This is a genomic window from Steroidobacteraceae bacterium (genome assembly GCA_041395505.1).
GTDB lineage: Bacteria > Pseudomonadota > Gammaproteobacteria > Steroidobacterales > Steroidobacteraceae > JAWLAG01.
In genome coordinates this window covers 1,855,286-1,878,015 of the sequence record JAWLAG010000001.1, presented here as the reverse complement: position 1 = coordinate 1,878,015, position 22,730 = coordinate 1,855,286, and the positions used below count along the sequence as shown (strand labels likewise).

General features: G+C 60.7%; 17 protein-coding genes. 7 read left to right on the top strand and 10 right to left on the bottom strand.

The features are described 5' to 3' along the window. The gene (locus R3E77_08600; protein ID MEZ5499472.1) at positions 1–1,215 is read right to left on the bottom strand and encodes a tryptophan--tRNA ligase; all 1,215 of its coding nucleotides are present in this window, start codon (positions 1,213–1,215) and stop codon (positions 1–3) included. A 65-nt stretch (positions 1,216–1,280) separates the two neighbouring features. Continuing rightward, positions 1,281–1,919, bottom strand: a complete 639-nt coding sequence (locus R3E77_08595) for an L-threonylcarbamoyladenylate synthase (protein MEZ5499471.1) — start codon at positions 1,917–1,919, stop codon at positions 1,281–1,283. 76 nt (positions 1,920–1,995) lie between these two features. On the opposite strand from R3E77_08595, the gene R3E77_08590 reads away from it, so the two are divergent. Genes R3E77_08590 through R3E77_08580 form a run of 3 tightly spaced genes read left to right on the top strand, consistent with a single transcriptional unit; the run spans position 1,996 to position 3,793 of the window. Continuing rightward, positions 1,996–2,559: an inner membrane-spanning protein YciB gene (locus R3E77_08590; protein MEZ5499470.1), complete on the top strand. Its 564-nt coding sequence runs from the start codon at positions 1,996–1,998 to the stop codon at positions 2,557–2,559. Then, a complete protein-coding gene (locus tag R3E77_08585) occupies positions 2,556–2,819 on the top strand; it encodes a BolA family protein (protein MEZ5499469.1) in 264 nt (87 codons plus the stop codon). Before R3E77_08590 ends, R3E77_08585 begins: the two co-directional genes overlap by 4 nt. A 47-nt stretch (positions 2,820–2,866) precedes the next feature. Further along, positions 2,867–3,793, top strand: a complete 927-nt coding sequence (locus R3E77_08580; GenBank protein ID MEZ5499468.1) for a peptidylprolyl isomerase — start codon at positions 2,867–2,869, stop codon at positions 3,791–3,793. 35 nt (positions 3,794–3,828) lie between these two features. Here the strand turns inward: R3E77_08580 and ligA are convergent, their stop codons facing one another. Genes ligA through smc form a run of 3 tightly spaced genes read right to left on the bottom strand, consistent with a single transcriptional unit; the run spans position 3,829 to position 10,255 of the window. Further along, a complete protein-coding gene (gene ligA, locus R3E77_08575) occupies positions 3,829–5,844 on the bottom strand; it encodes an NAD-dependent DNA ligase LigA (protein ID MEZ5499467.1) in 2,016 nt (671 codons plus the stop codon). Then, complete coding sequence (locus tag R3E77_08570; protein ID MEZ5499466.1) at positions 5,841–6,731, bottom strand: cell division protein ZipA C-terminal FtsZ-binding domain-containing protein; 891 nt, start codon at positions 6,729–6,731, stop codon at positions 5,841–5,843. The genes ligA and R3E77_08570 overlap by 4 nt, the downstream gene beginning before the upstream one ends. Positions 6,732–6,751: 20 nt before the next feature. Next, on the bottom strand, positions 6,752–10,255 hold the full coding sequence (gene smc / locus R3E77_08565) for a chromosome segregation protein SMC (GenBank protein ID MEZ5499465.1): 3,504 nt from the start codon (positions 10,253–10,255) through the stop codon (positions 6,752–6,754). Between the two features lie 63 nt (positions 10,256–10,318). Here smc and queF point away from each other — a divergent pair, with 63 nt between their 5' ends. The 4 genes from queF to phaR all read left to right on the top strand — a co-directional run bounded on the left by queF (position 10,319) and on the right by phaR (position 13,111). Further along, positions 10,319–10,711 (top strand): preQ(1) synthase, encoded by a 393-nt coding sequence (queF, locus tag R3E77_08560; protein MEZ5499464.1) that lies wholly within the window; start codon positions 10,319–10,321, stop codon positions 10,709–10,711. A 534-nt stretch (positions 10,712–11,245) separates the two neighbouring features. After that, positions 11,246–11,650, top strand: coding sequence for an RNA polymerase-binding protein DksA (dksA, locus tag R3E77_08555; GenBank protein MEZ5499463.1), 405 nt, complete (start codon positions 11,246–11,248; stop codon positions 11,648–11,650). Further along, a complete protein-coding gene (gene gluQRS, locus R3E77_08550) occupies positions 11,601–12,557 on the top strand; it encodes a tRNA glutamyl-Q(34) synthetase GluQRS (GenBank protein MEZ5499462.1) in 957 nt (318 codons plus the stop codon). The genes dksA and gluQRS overlap by 50 nt, the downstream gene beginning before the upstream one ends. Positions 12,558–12,619: 62 nt before the next feature. After that, a complete protein-coding gene (phaR, locus tag R3E77_08545) occupies positions 12,620–13,111 on the top strand; it encodes a polyhydroxyalkanoate synthesis repressor PhaR (GenBank protein ID MEZ5499461.1) in 492 nt (163 codons plus the stop codon). An 8-nt stretch (positions 13,112–13,119) separates the two neighbouring features. Here phaR and glgX read toward each other — a convergent pair whose 3' ends face one another. The 5 genes from glgX to glgC are packed head-to-tail and all read right to left on the bottom strand — an operon-like array spanning position 13,120 to position 22,708. Next, entirely contained in the window at positions 13,120–15,168 is a 2,049-nt protein-coding gene (gene glgX / locus R3E77_08540) for a glycogen debranching protein GlgX (protein ID MEZ5499460.1), read from the bottom strand. Next, entirely contained in the window at positions 15,165–17,669 is a 2,505-nt protein-coding gene (locus tag R3E77_08535) for a glycogen/starch/alpha-glucan phosphorylase (GenBank protein MEZ5499459.1), read from the bottom strand. The genes glgX and R3E77_08535 overlap by 4 nt, the downstream gene beginning before the upstream one ends. Further along, positions 17,670–19,817 (bottom strand): 1,4-alpha-glucan branching protein GlgB, encoded by a 2,148-nt coding sequence (gene glgB, locus R3E77_08530; GenBank protein MEZ5499458.1) that lies wholly within the window; start codon positions 19,815–19,817, stop codon positions 17,670–17,672. Between the two features lie 22 nt (positions 19,818–19,839). After that, entirely contained in the window at positions 19,840–21,387 is a 1,548-nt protein-coding gene (locus tag R3E77_08525) for a glycogen/starch synthase (protein MEZ5499457.1), read from the bottom strand. Between the two features lie 34 nt (positions 21,388–21,421). Further along, a complete protein-coding gene (gene glgC, locus R3E77_08520; GenBank protein MEZ5499456.1) occupies positions 21,422–22,708 on the bottom strand; it encodes a glucose-1-phosphate adenylyltransferase in 1,287 nt (428 codons plus the stop codon). Between the last annotated feature and the right edge of the window lie 22 nt (positions 22,709–22,730).

Genomic DNA, 22,730 nt, shown 5'->3' with positions numbered 1-22,730 from the left:
CTACTCGTCACGCAAATGCATGACCCGACGGACGTCGTCGAGCGTCTCTCGCGCAAGATCGCGGGCCTTTTCCGACCCTTCGTTGAGTATGTTTCGTACCACATCGGGATTATCGATGAATTCCTGGGCCCTGCGGCGGTTGCCGGTTACTTCTTCCACGACCTTGTCGATCAGCGGCTGCTTGCATTGCAGACAGCCGATCGCAGCACTGCGGCACCCTTGCTGCGCCCATTGCTGAACCTCGGCGTCCGAGTAGATGCGGTGCAGGTCGAACACCGGGCATTTGGCGGGATCGCCGGGATCGGTGCGGCGCACCCTCGCCGGATCGGTCTGCATTGCCTTCAGCTTGCGTGCGGCGCTATCGGGATCCTCGCGCATCGAAATCGTGTTCTCGTACGATTTCGACATCTTCCTGCCATCCAGTCCTGGCACTTTCGGGGTCGCAGTGAGCAGCGCCTGTGGCTCCGTGAGTATGCTGATGTAGCCGCCCTCGAGATACCCGAGAAGGCGTTCGCGGTCCGCGAGGCTGATGCGGGTATTCGACTGCACCATCGCCTGCGCCTTGGCCAAGGCTTCCTGGTCACCCGATTCCTGAAAATTCTTGCGCAACTGCCTGTATAGTTTGGCGTTGCGCGTACCCAGGCCCTTGATGGCCGCCTCGGCACGCTCGATGAAATCAGGCTCCGTGCCGTAAATGTTGTTGAACCGCCGGGCGACTTCACGCGCGATTTCGATATGCGCAACCTGGTCTTCGCCCACCGGGACAAAGTTGGTCCGGTACACGAGCACATCTGCACTTTGCAGCAACGGATATCCCAGGAATCCGTATGTGGCGAGATCGCGTTCGCGCATTTGCTCCTGCTGATCCTTGAATGTTGGAACCCTCTCCAGCCAGCTGAGCGGTGTCACCATCGACAGCAGCAGGTGCAACTCCGCGTGCTCTGGCACGCGCGATTGCACGAAAAAGGTCGCCACACCTGGATTGAGCCCCGCGGCCAGCCAGTCGACGACCATTTCGAATGTGTTGGCCTGCAGATCGGCAGTGCTATCGTAGCCGGTCGTCAGCGCGTGCCAATCGGCGACGAAGAACAGGCACTGGTACTCGTACTGGAGCGCAACCCAGTTCTTGAGCGCGCCATGGTAATTGCCGAGGTGCAATTGACCCGTGGGGCGCATGCCGGAGACTGCCCGGCGCGTGTTGGCCCCGGCACTCACCGCGGTCGCGCCAGGGATTGGTCGGTCATTGAGAGAATCGGGAACAGACAAGCCACGGACAGCGATTATACCGAAGCGACCGCCAATCCGAGTGCATCTATCGCGCCTTTGCCCACGCGAATGACCTGCGGCGGCGTCGTGGTCAGGTCGATCACCGTCGTCGGCTCAATACCGCAGTGCCCGCCATCGAGGACAGCGTCCAGCACATGTTCCAGGCGCTGGCGAATTTCCGCGGCATCCGTCAAGGGCAACGCTTCGCCCGGCAGTAGCAGGGTCGAGGTCATCAATGGTTCGCCAAGAGCCGAAAGCAACGCCTGTGGAACCGGATGATCAGGTACGCGCACGCCAATCGTGCGCCTCTGTTCATGCTGCAGGCGCCTCGGCGTCTCGCGCGTTGCCTGCATGATAAAGGTATACGGCCCGGGTGAAGCGTGGCGCAGAAGGCGAAACTGGCTTGTGTCGATTCGCGCATAGCGACTGATTTCGGCCAGGTCGCGACACACCAACGTGAAATGGTGGTGTCGATCGGCAGCGCGAATCCTGCGGATGCGCTCGAGCGCCGACTTGTCGCCGATATGACAGCCAAGCGCATAACACGAGTCGGTGGGATAGGCGATGAGCCCGCCATCCTTGACGATCTGCACGGCCCGCCGAATCAGGCGCTGCTGGGGATTCTGCGGGTGAATTGCGAAAAACTGGCTCATCTGGACACCATCCAATTCGGTTATGATAGGCCGATCGACCCGCGCCCGCGCCCGCATTGCGCGTACTCCTTGAACGATGCAAAGCCTGATCGAACTGCTGCCGCTTGCGGCATTCCTCGTCACCTACTACGTCGCCGGCATCTACTGGGCGACCGGTGCATTGATGATCGCCATGCCACTGCTCGCGCTCTACGACTGGCTGCGAACCCGCCACGTGCCGTTCATGCACGGCCTCGGCTGCGTGCTCGTGCTGGTCTTCGGCAGCGCCACGCTGTTGCTGAGAAGTCCAACCTACATCCAGTGGAAGCCGACCGTTCTCCTATGGCTCCTGGCAGTGGTGTTCCTGGCGGCGCGCCTCTTCGTCGACGCGCCGCTGAGCCGCCGGCTGCTGGGTGCCGCCGTCGACCCTGAGGGGCGACTACCTGTGCGCAAATGGTGGCAGGCTGACATCGCCTGGGCATTGTTCTACGGAGCAGCCGGATGGGCGAATCTGTTGGTCGCGCGAAATACTGCGGAAGCAACCTGGGTCAATTTCAAGGTGTTTGGACTCACCGCGGCCACTTTCGTGTTCATCGCCGCGCAGGTGTTATGGTTGCAGCGTCAGACTGCTGATCTCGCAGACGCCCGGGGAGAAACATGACCGCCGAGCGCTGCAAAATGATCGAAATGGTCCTTCGCGAACGACTTGGGCCGACCGAGCTCGTGGTCACAGACGAGGGTGCGGCGCACGTGGGTCATGCCGGCGCTGGCGGCGCGGGGCACTTTCGCGTCATCATTGTGTCTGAACGGTTCCGCGGGCAATCGCGCATTGCCATGCATCGCCTGGTCAATGCGGCGCTTGGCCACTTGTTCGGTACGGAAATCCATGCCTTGGCCATCGAGGCAAGGGCGCCTGACTGAGTTTAGAATATACTTGTAGAATATGTACTAACTTGCTGAGAAACAAAATGAAAAAATTCTTGATCCTGCCGACGGCGACTCTCGCTCTGGTGGTCGGCTGCCAGGGTGGCAAACCTACCGCCACCGCACCCGCGGCCGCCAAGCTCGATCCATCGAGTCAGGTCGCGGTTGTCAACGGCGAGCCGCTCACGAAGGAACTCTTCGGCTACTACGTCAAGGCGGTGAGCGGCAAAGAGGCCGCGGATATCAGCGCCGAACAACGACAGAAGGTGCTGGACAATCTGGTGCGCGCCGAAGTCGTGGCGCAGAAGGCGATCGCCGACGGCGATGACAAGGACCCCGAAACGGCGGCCCTGCTCTATCTTGCCCGGCTTGACGTGCTGCAGCGACGCGCCCAGCAGCGCTATCTCGAAGGCAAGGATCCGACCGAGCAGGAGATCCGTACCGAATACGAGACGCAGGTCGCTGCGATGCCCAAGATCGAGTATCGGGCGCGGCACATACTCGTTGCCACGGAGAGTTATGCCAAGCAGGTGATCGCGCAGTTGGAGAAAGGAGCGCGCTTCGAGCAGTTGGCGCAACGTGAGTCCATGGATCCATCCAAACAGCAGGGCGGCGATCTCGGCTGGTTCACGCCCGATCGCATGGTGAAGCCATTCTCCGATGCGGTAGCAGCTCTGAAAAAGGGTGAATATACCCACACACCCGTTCAGTCCCAGTTCGGCTGGCACATCATTCGGCTAGATGACACTCGCGAGACAACGCCACCGCCTTTTGACGCGGTCAAGGAACAATTGGGGCCGCTGGTGCAGGCAAAACGCTTCCGCAGCTATGTCGATACCCTGATCGGCGCTGCCAAGGTCGACAAGGCGCCCGTCAACGAGGCCGTCGCCGCGCCAGCTGCCGCGGGCAGTGCGGAAAGCTCGGCCGACTCCGCACAGGCCAGCGACACCCAGGGCAAGGAAACCCAATAGCGCCGGCAGGTATATTCCACGGTACCTCGGCCCCGCTATTTCGCAGGGCCGAGGATTTGCCGTAACGCCTCTTCGTCTATGACCTTGATGCCCAGCTCGCGCGCCTTGGCGAGCTTGGAACCCGCATCGGAGCCTGCGACGACGTAATCGGTGCGCTTCGAAACCGAACCGGCAACCTTCGCCCCATTGGCCTGCAGCAAATCCCGCGCCTGGTCGCGAGTCATGCCGGGCAGCGTGCCGGTGAGCACGAACGTCTTACCTGCGAGAACCGTGCCTTTCGCCCCCGCGGGCTTCACCGCGGGCCAATGCACGCCGAGCGCCTGCAGGTCATCCAGTAATCGTCGATTCGCCTCGACGGCAAACCAGCGCCGCAGACTGCCCGCTACCACCGGGCCAATGTCGGGCACCGCCGTGAATTGCTCTTCGGTCGCACACGCGAGCGCTTCCAGTGAGCCGAAATGCACGGCCAAAGCCGTGGCGGTCGCCTCGCCCACATCGCGAATACCGAGCGCGTAAAGCAGGCGAGCGAGTGTCGTGGTCCTGCTCTTGTCCAGCGAGGCGAGCACATTGCCCGCCGATTTCTCCGCCATCCGTGGCAATGCGGCCAGCGTTTCCTGGTCGAGACGATAGAGGTCGGCAGGCGTATTGACATGGCCGGCATCGACTAGCTGCTCGATCAGCTTATCGCCAAGTCCGTCGATATCCAGCGCGCGACGCGATGCGAAATGACGCAGCATCTCCTTGCGCTGCGCAGGACAGGCAAATCCGCCGCTACACCGGGCGACCGCTTCGTCCTCGGTGCGCAATACGGCAGAGCCGCAAACCGGGCAACTGCGTGGCAACGATACCTTGCGTGCATGGGGCGGTCGCTCGCCAACGAGTACACGGACTATTTCCGGTATGACGTCCCCGGCACGGCGAACGACAACCCGATCACCGATCCTGACATCCTTGCGCGCGATTTCATCCATGTTGTGCAGAGTCGCATTGCTTACCGTAACACCGCCAACATCGACCGGTTCGAGCCGCGCCACAGGTGTCACTGCGCCGGTGCGCCCGACCTGGAATTCGACATCCTTCAGCAGGGTCACTACCTCGTCCGCCGGGAACTTGTGTGCAACCGCCCAGCGCGGTGCGCGCGATACAAAACCAAGCCGTTCCTGCAGACGCATATCGTCGACTTTGTACACCACACCATCGATCTCATAAGGCAGGCCGGGCCTTCGCGAAGCCATATTCCGGAAATAGTCCAGACAGCCCTGGACGCCAACGACGCGGCGTACTTCCGGGGACACTCGCAGGCCAAGTTCACGCAACCACGGCCACAATGCGCTTTGTTGCTGCGGTGTCACGTCTGCAGAGACTTCCCCCAGTCCGTACACGAACATCGCCAATGGACGAGATGCCGTGATCGACGGATCGAGCTGGCGCACGCTACCCGCCGCGGCATTGCGCGGGTTCTTGAACTCCTTCTGGCCAAGTTCCCGGGCCCGGCTGTTGAACTGCCGGAACCCGGCGAGCGGCATGTAGATCTCGCCGCGCACTTCCAGTAGCGGTGGATAACCTTTGCGCAGGCGCAGCGGAACGGACTTGATCGTGCGCACGTTGCTGGTGATGTCCTCGCCGCGCATACCGTCACCTCGGGTTGCCGCCTGGATCAGCAGACCGTCACGATAAGTGATGCTCACCGCGAGGCCGTCCAGCTTGGGCTCGGCGGCATATTCGAGGGCAGCCGCCGATCCGAGTCGCTCCCTGGCGCGCCGGTCGAAATCCTCCACATCCTGTTCGGAGAACGCATTGTCAAGTGACAACATCGGCAAGGCATGCAGCACTTGCGCGAACTCATCGAGCGGCTGCGAACCGACCCGCCGGGTTGGGGACTGCGGTGTTATCAGTTGCGGGTTCTTGTCCTCGAGTTCACGAAGTTCGCGGAACAGCTTATCGAACTGCGCATCGGGGATTTCGGGGTCATCCAACGCGTGGTATCGGTAGTTGTGATACTCGATGAGTTCGCGCAGCCTGGCCACGCGCGCCGCAGGTGTCTCTTTCATTGCAGACTGCGGCTGGGCTCCCGCAGCAGGCACGCCAGGGATTCGCCGTCACTTGCGTCCAGCCTTTGTCCCTTGCTGTCCTCGAGCGCACCGCCCAGTTCGTCAGCCAGGGTCATCGCGCAGCGGCAAAGTTCGGCGGTATTGGTGTCGGCGCCACCGTCCAATGGCACTATGCTGAACAGATTGACCCCAGCATACTTCCTGACGTCCATTTGCTCTATCTCAAAGGCTCCCGGATTGCGAAGGTCCGCCGCCGAGACCAGCACGCGCCCCTCGGCATCGGTGCGGTGAAAGATACTCATCGGGCCATGTCGAAATCCTTCGCGACCGAGCGCGCGTCGCAAGTCACCGCCAGCAATACCAGCGCCGTCGTGGCGCACCAACCGCAGGCTGAGCACCCGGCGGTTACCCTCTTCCGGCCAGTCGCAGATGATGCGCGGCTGCTGCGCCGGCTCAACGACAGGATTATCCGCTACGGTTTCGGCAGCCGGTCGATCGAGGTCATTAGCGGGCGACTGGGATTGCAGATCCGGTGACAGGGTTCCTTCGCTCGGTGCTGCCTCGGGCAGCAACTCGCCACTTCGGTCGACTCGAATCGACGGCAGAGGCGCGTCGTCTTCATCGACGATGTCATCGACCGGTGCGGAGGTGATGTCGGGTGGCGGCATCTCGACAACCGGCAATGAACGGTGGTCGCTGCGCTGTCGTAGCTTCGGCTCGCGCGCCGACGGACCATCTGCCGTGATCGCCGCCGCGCCGCGCTCGAGGTTATCTCGGCCCTGACCCGCATTCGGCGTGGCTCTCGAGCGGCGCAATTCGCGAACCGCGAAAAGCGCGAATGCAATGACGCCAAGCAGTATCAGCACCAATCGCAATTGCGCTTCCATCCAGCAACGCCCTCCGAAGTCTAGACAGCCGCCATCCGTACTGCTTCGTCTACATCCACGCTGACCAGGCGCGAGACGCCCGCTTCGTGCATTGTCACGCCAAGCAGCTGCCCAGCAAGCTCCATCGTGGCCTTGTTGTGTGTGATAAAGATGAACTGCACGTGTTGCGACATCTCACGAACGATGTCACAGAAACGACCGACATTATGCTCATCGAGCGGCGCGTCAACCTCATCCAGCAAACAGAAAGGCGCAGGATTCAATTCGAATATTGCGAACACCAGCGCAACCGCGGTCAACGCCTTCTCGCCACCCGAAAGCTGTGAGATCGTGGAGTTTCGCTTGCCGGGCGGACGCGCCATGACGGTCACTCCTGCTGTCAGGTCATCTTCGCCGCTCAACTCGAGGTAGGCGTGTCCGCCACCGAACAAGCGCGGGAATTTCTCTTTCAGGCCGGCATTGATGCGATCGAAGGTGTCGCTGAATCGTGCCCGGGTTTCTTTCTCGATCTTGCGCATGGCTTGTTGCAGTGTTTCGAGTGCGGCGGTCAGATCGGCATGCTGCCGATCGAGGTATTCCTTGCGCTCGCTGTGCTCCTTGAGCTCGTCGATTGCGGCCAGATTCACCTGCCCGAGCTTTTCTATCGCTTCGCGCACCTGCGCCAGCTCGGATTCATAGTGCTGCAGTTCGAAGTCTGCCGGCAATCCCGCCATGACCTCGCCTAGATCCTGGTCTGTTTGCGCGAATTGCTCGGCCAGGCCCTCGCGGCGCACCCGCGTCTCCTGAGCCGCGAGCCGTGCCGCCTCCATTGCCTCGCGAGCGAGCCCGACGGCTTGTTCAGCCGTCTGCCGCCGCTCGTCGAGTGCTCGAAGCTGCGCTTCGGCCTCCTCGAGGGCGCGGCGCCGTTCGGCAAGTTCGCCTTCCAGTTCAAGGCGTGCATCAAGCCGACCGGCCAACTCCCGCTCCAACCCCGGAACCGGGTTGGCGTCATCTTCCAGATCCTGCCCGAGTTGCGCGATCTGCTGCCTGGCCGTTGCCAACTGCGCCTGTTGGCGCTGCAAATTAGCAGCCAACGTGTCTTCCGCGGCATTGCGTGAATCCATGCGAACCGCGAGTTCGCGCACCTGCAGCTGCGCGTGGTCCAGCTGATTACGCATTTCCACGAGCCGTTCACGCAGGTGATCTCGCTCGGCTTGCAGCTCGGGTTGGCGGGCATCCAGCGTCGTTGTTTCGCCGCGCGCTGCGTCGTGACGCTGCCGTGCAATGCGCAGGGCCTGCGATGCGTCCGCGAATTCCTGCTCGACGAGCTGCGCTTCGTCCGAGATTTTCTGCAGGCGCGCTGCTGCCTCCTCGCTGACCGCCTTGAGCGCCGCATGCCTGCCGACCAATGCCGTATGCGACTGCTGCAATTGCGCCAATGCCAGCATGCTCTGCTGCCGCGTCGCGTCGGCCGACGCATATTGTTCACGTTGCGTGGCGAGCCTCGACTCCAGTTCTCCAACCGTGTCCATCGCACCACGCAGGTCAACGCGCAATTGGCGCAGCTCTTTCTCGCGACTGATCGCGCCCGAGTGAGCTTCCTCGTTGGCGGGAATTCTTATCCAGTTGGGGCCGACCCACACACCGTCGCGGGTCACGAGCGACTCGCCCGGACCCAACTGGCTGCGGCGCGCCAATGCGGCTGTCACACTGGGCGCGATCCTGACCGCCGCCAACCAGGGCTCCGCCGCCGCGGCGCCACTGACATGCTGCGCAAGGCTGTCCAACTGCGGTCGTATATCGCGCCCGACATCGCGCACTGCAAGAAAGGTGCTGGTCGAGGCCAGACGCTCAACGATGTTCGTCAGATCATCGCTCGCGTCGATGCAGATTGCTTCGAGCCAGTCGCCCAGTACGGTCTCGACCGCCCTTTCCCACCCACTTGCGACCTGCAAAGATCCGGCCAGTCGCGTGCGCCGATCGAGGCCAAGATCCGTCAACAATTCCGCCGATGGCGGCACGGCTGAGCGCTGGGAAGCCCTCTGCAATGCTTCGCGCGCTACAATTTCGGCCTGCAGCGCTTCACGATTCTTGCGAGCGGTCTCGAGCTGCGCCTCGGTCGATTCGATTGCGCCGCGCTGCGCTTGCATTAAGGAAAATCCCCGGTCGAGCTCCGCGTTGTTCGCAGCAATGAGATCGCGCGATTCGGATTCCTCGAGATCAAAACGCCGCAGCTGTTCCGCGTCCTGCGGCGAGACCAGCTTTTCCCGCTCGATCGCGATGCGGTCCTTGTGCGCCTGTAGCCTGCGCAGCTGCGCCTCCAGTTGCTCGATGCGGGCTGCCTCGACCTGAACGGCCTGTTGGGCGCCGCCAAGCTCGCGATTGAAATCCTCCCAGCGCTGTTGCCAGGCCTGCACTGCAACTTCCGCATCATCATGGGCACCACGCGCCGCGGTCTGCGCCATGACCGCTCGTTCGTGGTCTGGCGCCAATGTCGCTTTCTCGGAGCGTATTTTCTCGAGCTCGCCGGCATCTCTCTGCAAATGTGCCTCGACCTCGACGGTCTGCTGCTGCAAACGCGCAAGCTCGACGCGCTGCTGCTCGCGTTTCTCGCGCGTGAACTGGATTTGCTGCTCGAGGCGACTTACCTGGGCGCCTGCCTCGTAATAGCGTCCCTGCACCGCGGAAATCTGTTCGCTCAGTTCATCGTGAAAACTGCGCTGGGTGGCGATGGCTGCCTCACTGGAGCGCTGCTCGGCGAGCACGGCCTGCATGGCCAGCTCGCGTTCACGCATGGTGTCATCGTGCAATACGACACCGTTGTCCAACTCGCGCAGCTTGAATGCCAGCAGCTGCGCCCAGAGTCGCCGTTCATCGGCCTTGAAAGACTGGTAGCGGCGCGCAGCACCCGCCTGGCGCTGCAGATGTCGGATCTGCTTGTCTATTTCGCCGCGGACATCGTTCAGGCGATCGAGATTTTCGCGGGTATCACTGATCCGGGCTTCGGTCTCCCGGCGCCGCTCCTTGTAACGCGAGATGCCTGCTGCCTCCTCGACGAAAGCGCGCATATCGTCCGCCTTGGCCTCGATGACGCGGGATATCATTCCCTGCTCGATGATTGCGTAGCTCCGCGATCCGAGCCCTGTGCCCAGGAAGAGCTGCGTGATGTCCTTGCGCCTGCAGCGTGCGCCGTTGATCAGGTACTGCGACTGGCCGTCGCGACTCACCACGCGCTTCAGCGATACTTCGCTATAGCTCGCATACGGCCCACCAATCTTGCCATCGCTGTTGTCGAAAATAAGTTCGACTGATGCAGCTCCGACGGGCTTTCGGGTTGCTGAGCCGTTGAAAATGACGTCCGCCATGCTGTCGCCGCGCAAGTGCTTGGCAGATAGTTCGCCCATCACCCATCGGACTGCGTCGATGATGTTCGACTTGCCGCAGCCATTGGGGCCGACGACACCAGTCAGGTTGCCGGGAAATCCGACCGCTGTTGGATCAACGAAAGACTTGAAGCCCGCAAGCTTGATCTTGGTCAGACGCATCGATCAGAACTCACCAGATGTGCAGCCTCGCGACGGGCCGGCGGTAGTGTAAAGTAAGCGCCCATGCCAACCAAGCCGACGACCGCGCTCGAGACATTTCCGAATCCGACCATTGCGCAGGACTACCTTATCCACATGCGCATCCCGGAGTTCACCTGTCTGTGCCCCAGGACCGGTCAGCCGGATTTCGCGGAGCTGGATTTGCGCTATGTGCCGGACCGGCTCTGTGTCGAACTGAAGTCACTCAAACTCTACATTTGGTCGTTTCGCAATCGTGGCGCGTTCCATGAAGCCGTCACCAACGAAATCGCGGATCACCTGCAGCGTCATCTGCGTGCGCGTTATCTGCAGCTGACCGCGAAATTCAACGTCCGTGGGGGCATCCATACTTCGGTGCGGGTCGTGCGCCGCAAGCGCGGATGGCGCGGCGACCTCAGCCGGCCAGAAGTAATTTAATCCATATTTTTCAACAAGTTAAGTGCCGTGCCCGCGGGCTCTGTACAGCCCGGATTCGCCCTGTATAATCCCGCGTCCTTTTTACCGGGCAGCGATGCGCAGACTTGTAAGGAGTTGAAGATGCCGGCGAAAAAAGCCGCCGCGAAGAAGCGACCCCATGCCGCGACCAGGAGCCGTCCGGCACCGCGGCCAACGGCGCGAAAAGCGAAGCCGAAAATGACCAAGTCGAGTCAGCCGGCCAAAGTGGCAAGAGCCAAGCTGCCTGCAGCGAAGAAATCGGCGCGAAAACAATCTCCTGCGGCACAAACCGCAGCTGCCCCTCAAGTGACACCTATTGCGACCCCAACCCGGGCGGCGCCCGTCAGTCCAATCAAGAAGCGCTCCAATGCAGCTCCGGTCGCCGAAGCAGTCGCCGTGGCAGTGGCCCCGCCTGCGGAATTGCTTTCGGCGCTCGCGCAAACGGACAACGCCGATGGCGAGGAATCGGATAACAGCGATGGCCTTCTTTACGGCCCGCGCGGCGTCCAGCCTTATGTGCCCAAGCGCGGCGAGCGCTACATGAACCAGGAGCAGCTCGACCATTTTCGCAATATCCTCAACAGCTGGAAGCGCGACCTCATGGAGGAGGTTGATCGGACCGTCTCGCACATGAAGGACGAGGCCGCAAATTTCCCGGATCCGAACGACCGTGCGACCCAGGAGGAAGAGTTCAGCCTCGAGCTGCGCACACGGGATCGCGAACGCAAGCTCATCCGCAAGATCGATGAGGCGCTCAAGCGCATTGAGGATGGTAGCTATGGCTACTGCCTTGAAACCGGCGAAGAGATAGGTATCAAGCGACTCGAAGCACGGCCGGTGGCGACACTCAGTATCGAAGCTCAGGAAAGACGTGAGCGACGGGAACGCCAGTACGGCGAACGGGACGATCGCTACCGATAGGCGATCGCTCATACCTTCGCGCCAGGCCGCGAACGGGCGGTTCGCGCCATCGCCGACGGGGCACCTCCATCTCGGTTCCCTGGTGGTCGCCATCGCGAGCTATCTCGAGGCTCGCGCCCACGGCGGACAGTGGCGCCTGCGCATCGATGACCTGGACACGGCGCGGGTCAAGCCTGGCTGCAGCGACTCCATAATCCAGCTGCTCGAACGCTTGGGTCTCGAATGGGATGGCCCGGTAACGTACCAGTCGAAACGACTGCCCCACTACCGTGACGCACTCGATCAACTCGCCCGGCTGAATCGGTTGTACCACTGCCATTGTTCACGCAAGGATCTCGCGCAGGACCCTGGTTCCAGCACCGGAGCCTATCCCGGCACCTGCCGTGAACAGTCGTTTCCCGCGACAGAGTCAGCCACCAGGTTTCGCGTCACGGATACGGATGTCGTGGTCATCGACGATGGCGTTAGCGGTCGGCTGTCCTGGAGTCTTCGCGAACTGGGCGATGTGATCGTCAAGCGTCGCGACAGTGTCATCGCCTACCAGCTCGCAGTTGTAGTCGACGATGAGCTGGACGGGGTCCGCCATGTGGTACGCGGCGCGGATTTGCTGCCGAGCACCGCCTGGCAGGTGCAATTGCAGCGCTGCCTCGGTTTTTCACAACCGCGCTACGCCCACATACCTCTCGTTGTAGAGGCGGACGGGCGTAAACTGTCGAAACGCGACCATGCCATTGCTGTTCGCGACGACGCGGGCACGGCGCTGCTCGCGCAGTGCCTCGGGCTTCTCCGTATGATCGTTCCACCGGGCCTCGAGCGCGAAAAGCCGGCGAACCTAATGAAATGGGCTACCGCGCACTGGAGCATATCTCGTCTTTCGGGCGTACGTGAGATTCGCGCACCAGCCTGATTTGGGATCGACGCCCGCTTGTACTATTGTATGGGTACAGGCGGAACGTAAGGGGTGCGCAGATGAACGAACCGCGGATCATCAAGAAGTATCCGAACCGGCGCCTTTACGACACCAGCGAGAGCCGATACATCACGCTGGGGGACATCCGGCGCCTCGTCCTGGAGCGCGTTGACTTCGTCGTCATCGACAAGAAAAGTTCTGCCGACATCACCCGCAGCATATTGCTGCAGGTGATTGCCGAGCAGGAAACGACTGCCGACCCGGTGATGAGCCGCGATTTCCTTGCACAGATTATCCGTGCCTATGGCGGAGCGATGCAGGGAGTACTGGGAAATTATCTGGAACAGAGCCTGCGACTCTTCACCCAGCAGCAACGCGATCTGCGAGACAGGGTGAAGTCCATCATCGGTGTGGATCCCGTCGAGTCGGTTGCTGGCATTGCGCAGAAGAATCTGCAGCGATGGCGGGCCATGCAGGATGACATTCTACGCAACATTGCCAGTGGCGGCCGCCGCGCGGACAACGACAGCGAGAATCGCACAGACGACTAACGGCGCCATCAGTCCGGTTCGAGAGCCCACACAGTCGTCGAGCGAGGCTCCAATGGCCAATGGCCGGTATCGCGGTCAATTTGCGGCAATTCGGTTCCCGAGCAAAGGAGGCAGCGCCATTTGCACGCTGGCGGTGCGGGAGGAAGGCGCTGAACCGTACCGGCCTCGCCCGTGTTGAATGCCATCGCCACGGCGGCCCCTTCCTCCGGCCGTTGTGGTGCCAACAGCAGCAACAGCTGCCTGGTGCTTTGCCAGAACTGGCCGTCAACGGGTTCGGCATTGGCACCCAACCAGTCGATGTCGCGGTAACCATCGAGGCAGCTGGGTCCGCCATGGGCGTAGAAATCGCGTCGAATCACGGCGTGAGCCTTGCGCACCGCAAGCGCCGCTGACACAGCTGCAACGTGATCGCCCGTCGCACCGAGTCGACTCCAGTTGATCCACGCGAGCTCATTGTCCTGCGCGTAGGCATTGTTGTTGCCACGCTGACTGTGCCCGATTTCATCGCCCGCGAGCAACATCGGAGTCCCGCTCGCGAGGATCGTCGAGAAGAGCAGATTGAGCCGCTGCTTTCGCCTCAGCGTGGCTATGACTGGATCGTCGGTATCGCCCTCGATGCCATGGTTTTGGCTGAAATTCTCGTTGTGCCCGTCGCGATTGTTCTCGCCATTCGCATCGTTGTGCTTGTGGTTGTAGCTGACGAGGTCGGCCACCGTCATTCCATCGTGGCAGGTGACGAAATTCAGGCTGGCGGTCGGCTGCCTGCCGCTCGATTCGAACAAATCCGCGGAACCGTGCAAGCGCCGGGCGAACTCCGCCGCCTCGCCGGCATCGCCTCTCCAGAATCGACGGACGCTGTCTCGAAAACGGTCATTCCATTCGCTCCAGGCGGCGGGGAACCCGCCCAGTCGATAGCCCTGCGGTCCAACGTCCCAGGGTTCGGCGATGCGAATACATCTGCAGAGGACTGGGTCCTGGTCGAGCGCCGTCAGCAATGGCGCGGTCGGAACGAATGCCGTATTGCTGCGCCCCAAAGTCGTCGCAAGATCGAAGCGGAAACCGTCGACCCCGTAAGTCAGGACCCAGTGGCGTAGGCTGTCGAGCAGTAGCTGCACAACACGCGGGTGATCCACATTCAGCGTATTCCCGCAACCGGTGTAGTTCAGGTATTTCGAGCCGTCCTGGCTGTCCAGGCGGTAATACGCCGCGTTATCGAAGCCGCGTAACCCAATCAACGGTCCGCGTGAATCGCCTTCAGCCGTGTGATTCAAGACCACGTCCAGTACGACCTCGAGATTGCGCTCATGCGCGGCCCGAATGAGATCCCCGAGCTCGCCGGGTCCGTCCGGGCCGAGATAGCGTGGCTCGACAGCCTGGAAGGCGAGCGGACTATAGCCCCAATAATTGTGCATGCCCTGCCGGGCGAGGAACTCTTCATCGTAAAACGCCTGGATCGGCATCAGCTCGAGCGTGGTGATTCCGAGCACACGCAGGTAATCGAGGACCTGCCCATTGCGCAGCCCGCGCAATAGGCCGCGATCACCCACGGGCACATCGGGATGAAGCATCGTAAAACCGCGTGGATGGATTTCGTAGACTACCCGCTCGTTGCGCGCGCGGGTCGATCTGACCGCATTTGCCAGGGTATCGTCAGTGACGATCGCCTTGGCCATATACGGACCACTATCCGTTGCATCCATGATGAACGGGCGGTTCGGGACCTGGCACGGCTGGTGGGTGACATGCCATCGCAACGCGCCGGACAATTTCTTTGCATAAGGGTCGATCAAAAGTTTCCTCGGATTGCACCAATGGCCTCGCGTGGGCTCGAAGGGCCCGTGGACACGATACCCGTACAACTGGCCGGCATGGCAATCAGCAAGAAATCCGTGCCAGACGCCATGGTCGCATGCAGGCAAATCAAACCGGGATTCACGGCCACTGGCATCGAACAAACATAGTTCGACGCGAGTCGCGACGCCCGAATACACTGCAAAATTGACACCACCGTCGATGCAATGTGCGCCAAGCGGATAGGACTGCCCTGCCCGGATCATGTCTGCAGGGATGCCAGGCGCCAGATCTCGCTGTTGTAATCGGCAATAGTCCGGTCGCTGGAAAATCGTCCTGCGGCCGCGCAATTGGCGATGCTCATTCGAGTCCAACGCTGCTGGTCGACGAAGGCAGCGGAAACTGCATCCTGTGCGTCGGAAAAGCTCTCGAAATCGGCCGCGGTCATCCAGGGGTCGTGCGGATCGCGAATACTTGCCACTACGGAATCAAAAATACCGGGCTCATTGCGATTGAACACCCCCGACTCCAGCATCTGCATCACGGCGCTGAAATCGCTTGATGCCGATATGATCGTATTCGGGTCGTAGTGGGGGCGCAGTGCATCAATCTGCTCCACCGTCAGCCCGAACAGGAAGAAATTATCAGCACCGACTGCTTCGAGGATCTCTACATTCGCCCCATCCAACGTGCCAATTGTCATGGCGCCGTTCAACATGAATTTCATGTTGCCAGTTCCGGACGCTTCCTTTCCAGCCGTCGAAATCTGCACAGAAAGATCTGCGCCTGGCGCCAGCATTTCCATCATCGTCACGTTGTAGTCCGGAAGAAAATGCATCTGCAGTCGTGCATTCGTACGCTCATCACCATTGATGATCGTCGCGACATTGTTGATCAGTTTGATGATGGTCTTGGCCATCACGTAACCAGGCGCCGCCTTGCCGCCGATCAGTACACAGCGCCTCGCTGGACCGATGGTCATTCCGGCGCACAATCTGGCGTAGAGCCGGATGGCATGCAGAGCGTTCAGGAGCTGGCGTTTGTATTCGTGAATCCGCTTGACCTGAACATCGATCAGCATGTCGCCATCGATATGCGCACGGCAGATATGGTTTACCTGCGCCAACATGCGGGTTTTATTCCGCTGCCGCGCGTCCCGCCAAAGCTTGCGAAAGCCCGGATCGTCAGCGAACGACTCAAGCTCGCGCAGCAAGCACAGATCACGGCGCCACTGTGGCCCGATGGCCGAATCGATGACTGCGGACAGGCCCGGGTTGGCTATGCCAAGCCAGCGCCTCGGCGTTACGCCGTTGGTTTTGTTGTTGAATCTCTCCGGCCAGAGTTCGTGAAAATCGCGAAACAGGCGTTCGGTCAGTAATTGCGAATGCAGTTCGGCAACACCGTTCACCGAGAAACTGCCGGCAATTGCAAGATGCGCCATGCGCAGCATCGGCTCGTGCGACTCATCCACCAGCGACATCCGCCGTTGACGTGCCTCGTCACCGGGCCAACGGTCTGCAATCTGTGCGAGCATGCGTGCATTGATTTCCAGGATGATGTCGAGCAGGCGTGGCAGCAGCCTGCGAAACATCGCAACAGGCCAGGTCTCCAGGGCCTCCGGAAGCAGGGTATGGTTGGTGTAGGCCATGCTTTTTTGCGTGATGGCAAAGGCTCGGTCCCAACCGAGGCCGTGCACATCCATAAGCAGACGCATAAGCTCCGCGACCGCAATCGCAGGATGCGTGTCATTGAGCTGGAAGCAATGGAAATCGTCGAACTTATCGAATTGACCGGGATGATGGCGACACCACTCACGGAGCACGTCCTGCAGGCTCGCTGAGGCCAGGAAATATTGCTGCCGCAGTCGTAATTCCTTGCCGTTCTCGCTCGTGGCGTTGGGGTAGAGAACCATGGTGATGTTCTCAGCCGCATTCTTCGCGGCCACCGACTCGGTATAGCTTCCCGCGTTGAATTCATCGAGATTGAATTCGCTGGTTGCCATGGCCGACCAGAGTCGGAGCGTGTTAACGATGCCATTGCGATAACCGGGAACGGGAATGTCAAATGGCACAGCCAATACATCTTCCGTGCCGACCCATCGGTAACGCAGAGGCTCCGTCTCCGCCTGCGCGGCATAGCATTCGGTCCATCCGCCAAATTGCACCACGAGGCTCTCGTCGATCCGCTCAATTTCCCAGGGATATCCTTCGCGCAACCACGAGTCGGGATCTTCGATCTGGCGTCCATCACTGATTCTTTGTCGGAATATTCCATACCGATAACGAATACCGTATCCGGAAACGGGCAGCGCCAGCGACGCGCAACTGTCAAGGAAGCAGGCAGCAAGTCGACCCAGACCGCCATTACCAAGTCCAGCGTCGTGCTCCGCCGCAATCACCTCTTCCATCTCTATGGCCAATGCGTGCAGCGCGTCGCCACACTCCGCCTCGATATCGAGGTTGTGCATGGTGGATTGCAGCAGACGTCCAAGCAGATACTCAAGGGACAAGTAGAATGCCCTGCGGACCGGCTTCCGATCGGTACGTATCCGCGTCTGCTGCCACGCGGGCATGATTCGCTCGCGCACCGCCATTGCGGTCGCCTGGTACACGTCCGGCATGCGGTCTGTCAGGCGATATCGGCCAAGGACATGGCAGTAGGCATGGATGAACGACAATCGTATCGACTCGGCATCACGGGCTGGCGGCGGTGGATGCAGATATGGTTCCGTCGGACGTGCGCCGTCATCGTTCCCGGACTTTGCCATCTAGCGACTCTCCAGACCGAGAAAGACCGCTGCGAGCGGCGGCAGGGTCAACGCGGCGCTTGCCGGAAAACCGGCCCAGGGCCTTGCTTCAGCATGGACGCAGCCCAGATTGCCGATGCCTCCACCGCCATATTCCGTGGCATCGCTGTTGAGCAGTTCGTGGTATTGGCCCGCACGGGGAAGCCCGATGCGGTAATCGCGCCTCGGTACGGGCGTGAAATTGACGGCAACTACGACCGGCATCGCCTCATTGGCGAGGCGCAAAAACGCGAGCACGCTCGCGTCCCTATCGTCCACGCTCAACCAGCAAAAGCCGGATGCTTCATGGTCCGCAGCATACAGTGCGGGCTGATTTACCAATAAATGATTCAAATCGCGCACCAGCCGCTGGACGCCTGCATGTCGCGAGTCCGCCAGCAGATGCCAGTCAAGCGACCGATCGTGTGCCCATTCGGCACGCTGTGCAAATTCGCAACCCATGAACAGCAATTTCTTGCCCGGGAAACCATACTGGAAGGAGAGATACGACCGCACGTTTGCAAATTGTTGCCATTCGTCTCCTGGCATGCGACTCAGCAAGGAACCCTTGCCATGCACAACTTCGTCATGTGAGACCGGCAGGATGAAGTTCTCGCTATAGGCGTAGAGCATTCCGAACGTGAGCAATTCGTGGTGATGCCTTCTATGCACCGGGTCTTCGCGGACATAGCGCAGCGTATCGTTCATCCAGCCCATGTTCCATTTGAAACTGAATCCCAGCCCACCGCTCTCGACCGGGCGGCTGACGCCAGGCCATGACGTCGATTCCTCGGCGATCGTAAATGCGCCAAGTGCATGCACGTCGCAGTTCAATCGTCGCAGAAATTCAATAGCGGCCAGATTCTGATTCGACCCGTCGCGATTCGGTATCCATTCACCTGCTTTGCGGGAGTAGTCCAGGTAGAGCATCGATGCCACAGCATCAACCCGCAATGCATCGATATGAAACGAACTGATCCAGAAGGCTGCGTTTGCGAGCAGAAAATTCACGACTTCGTTGCGTTCGAAATTGTAAATCGCCGTACCCCAATCCGGATGCAGGCCCTGACGGGGATCTTCGTGCTCATAGAGCGCCGTACCGTCGAATCGTGCCAGTCCATGGGCATCATGAGGAAAGTGCCCCGGTACCCAATCGAGGATGACGCCGATACCCGCCCGATGGCAGGCATCGACGAACCTGCGGAAATCATCGGGCGTACCGAACCGGCTCGTTGGTGCAAACAGTCCGGTAGGTTGATAGCCCCATGAACCGCCGAATGGATGCTCCATCACTGGCAGCAACTCGATGTGGCTGAAGCCCTGTTCGCGCACGTAGGGAATCAAGCGCTGCGCGAGCTCCGCGTAGCCAAGGGAACGCCCGTCCTGCTCCGGGACTCGTGCCCACGACCCAAGATGTACTTCGTAAATGCACATCGGGGCGAAGAATTGCCTTTTGCTGTCCCGCCCCCGCATCCACTGATCATCGCGCCACTCGTATGCATCCTGGAATACGATGGAGGCGTTGCCCGGCGGCTGCTCGATGTAACGTGCCCACGGATCGCTCTTCAAAGGCAACAGCTGCATCACGCTGTCAAGCAGTTCGAACTTGTATCGCGCACCGCAGCTCAGCCCAGGAATGAACAGATCCCATATGCCGCTGCCCGGATGGTGGCGCATGACATGGACTCTTCCGTCCCAGTCGTTGAAATCGCCGACCACGCTGACACGTCCGGCATTCGGCGCCCATACGGCAAAATAAACTCCGCTGACGTCCATGAGCTTCATCGGGCGAGCGCCGAACAATTCCTGCAAACGCGAGTGTCGACCTTGCGCAGCGAGATACCGGTCGAGTTCTCCCAAGGGTGATGGGAACCTGTACGGATCGTCGCAGATTTGCTCACCGCCAGCCTTGTGAATCCGGAGCTGATAGTCATTCAAGTCGCCCTGGCAGGCCGCCTCGAACAGCCCGGCCGGATGGACCATGCGCATCGATATCGCCCGATTGCCGTAAATCACATCGACCTGTACGGCGCCCGGCTGCAAACTGCGAACAATCGTGCCAACCGGCGTCTGGTGCGCACCGAGAACCGCGAAGGGGTCTGCCCAACGCCCCGCTACCAGCTGCTCCAAGGCATCGCTATGTAGCAGCTGGTCAGGCAACTGTCGGTGTCGAGTACAGCAGGCGCTCGTAGGATTGCGCTGTACTTGCCCAGTCAAATCGCTGTCGCGCCGCTTCCCGGCGCATGGCGCGAAATCCGTCTGGATTTCGGTGAAATGTGGTTCGCGCCGCAGCGACAGCCGCAACAAAGTTGTCCGCCTGGTCGGTCAGGTCGCTGCCGTCGAAGAGCCAACCTGTGACCTCGTGGCTTATCGTATCGCGAAGACCCCCTACCGCGTGCGCGACGCAGGGTTGTCCGGCACGCATCGCCAACATCTGGCTGATTCCGCAGGGTTCGAAGCTGCTTGGCATGAGAAACAGATCACCCTGACGATACAGTTCGTCGGCCAGGAGTTCATCGTAACCACACAGGAACAGCAAGCGCTGTTCAGTTGCAGCGAATTCCGTGAAGCGAGCCTCGAACTCCACATCGCCACTTCCCAGAATGATCAGAAGCTCATTGTCTGCCATCGCATCGAGCAACGCCCGGATCGCCACTTTGCCGCCGCTGGCGGGACCCAGGAATAATTCCGCCTTCTGAGCAACCAGCCGCCCTACGCTGTCGAGTATCATCCGCGGCCGCTTTCGAGAAAGCGCTGCCAGGCGTTGTGCGGCAAAATAGTGCGCCGAGCGCAGGTCGCGAGTACGCGACGCCCATCTTCGTACGGCGTCGTTCGCAATGCGAAGGAAATTTGCCCAGGAAGTGCGCCGCGGCAGGCGCGCTGGATAGTCGCAGCCATTCAGGATGCCATGCAGGCGCCCCTGGACATCGGCGGACTGCAGATCGGCCTCCAGACCTTCGCCGCCGTGGCTGACCACAGGTCCATCGCTATTGGGCCGGATGATTTCACGCGCGTAACTCGGCGATACGGTGTGCACACGGTCCGCCTTGCGAATCGCCGCTGCCATCGGATTGAAGCAGTCCGGCCACCTCGGATCGGCCAGTGAACTGCGATCGAACCGAATCCGTGGCAGCCAATTGTCCAGCGACGACGGCACGCCGGCAAAAGGACGAATTCCCTGGATCGCAAGATTGTGAATCGTGAATACCGTATGCAACCGTGCCAACCCACGCCAACGCGGGAGGATTCCGCGGAACGCCAGGAACGCCGCAGCATGCCAGTCGTGCAAATGCAATACCTCGGGTCGCGCGATCACTCCGTCGCACAGTGCCTCGCCGGCCGCCAGACAGAAAAGCGCATACTTCGTGGCATCTGTCGCAAATGGGTTCATCGGACCGTCGTCGCTGTATATGCCATTCGCTTCGAACAGGGGATGGCGTAGCAGCAAATAGCGAATCGATCCGCTATTGCAGGGCAGCAGGACCGACTCGATCGCGACCTCGGTCGGTCGAAACGAGCCGATCGCCACCACCCCTTCCGACCGCCTCTGCCCAACGTGATCGAGCACCGCTGCGTGTCCCGGTATGAGCACATCGACACGCCAACCGCGTGCATGCAGTGCTCGCGATGCGCCGTGCACTACGTCGGCCACACCGCCGATCTTGCCTCCCCGAAAAGCAGCGGTTTCTGCCGCAAGCATCAGTAACGAGTGCGCCGAATTGTCCGAAAGATGCTCAGCGCGCAAAATTCACCTGTTGCCCGAGCATGGTCGGCGTCACGAGCACCACGCCGCCAGGCGATACCCGGAACCCCTGCTCTCGATCCCTGGCATGATCGATGCCGATTTCGCTGCCGGGGGGAATCCGGGCGCCGCGATCGATGATTGCGCGATTGATCCTGCAGCGCTCGCCGATCTCGACGCCGTTCAGCAGTACCGAATCGGTTATTGTGCTGAAAGAGTGCACGTGGCAGCTCGAGAACAGCAATGATCGGAATACCGCCGACCCCGACACAATGCAGCCACCGGATACCATAGAGTCGATGGCCATGCCGCGTCGACCTTCAACATCGTGCACGAATTTGGCTGGCGGCAACTGTGCCTGGTGCGTGGCGATCGGCCACTCGAGATCATAGAGGTCGAGTTCCGGATCGATACGCGTGAGCTCCAGATTGGCCTCGTAGTAGGCGTCGACCGTGCCCACGTCACGCCAATAGGCCCGGCCGGTCGCATCGCCGGCACGAAACGGGAACGACATGACTCGATATTTGCCGATGACATGCGGAATGATGTCCTTGCCGAAATCGTGGCTGCTCGCGCTCGTGTCCGCGTCGCGGATGACTTGTTCGTACAGGAACATCGTGTTGAATACGTAGTTGCCCATCGACGCAAGGCAGAAGTCCGGTCGCCCAGGAATGGGGTGCGGATCCCTCGGTTTTTCTTCGAAGCCGATGATTCGACCCGCGTCGTCGACCGTCATGACTCCATAGGCGCCGGCCGCTTCCGAGCGCGGCACCTCGATGCAACAGACACTCATGTCTGCCTGTTGCTCGACATGCGCGGCCAGCAGTGGCCCGTAGTCCATCTTGTAGATGTGATCGCCGGCGAGCACCAACACGAATTCCGGTGCGTGCGTGCGGATGATATCCAGGTTCTGATACACCGCATCTGCCGTACCCCGGTACCACTCGCCGCCCGTGCGCTGTGAGGCCGGCAGGATTTCCAGGAACTCGCCACGGTCGACGCTGAAATTGCTCCATCCCTGCACGAGATGGCGTATCAGGGAATGGGCTTTGTACTGGGTAAGTACGCCGAGACGTCGAATTCCGGAATTGACACAATTCGATAAGGGAAAATCGATAATGCGAAATTTGCCGCCGAATGGTACCGCTGGCTTCGCCCGCCACTCGGTCAGCTCCTGCAGCCGGCTACCCTTGCCGCCCGCCAGTACGAGCGCCAGTGTGTTTCGAGCCAGCCGGCTGACGAAGCGGCTGTCGGCGTTCTTCTCGGCCATCATGCTCATCTGGTCATCAAATTCCGATCAG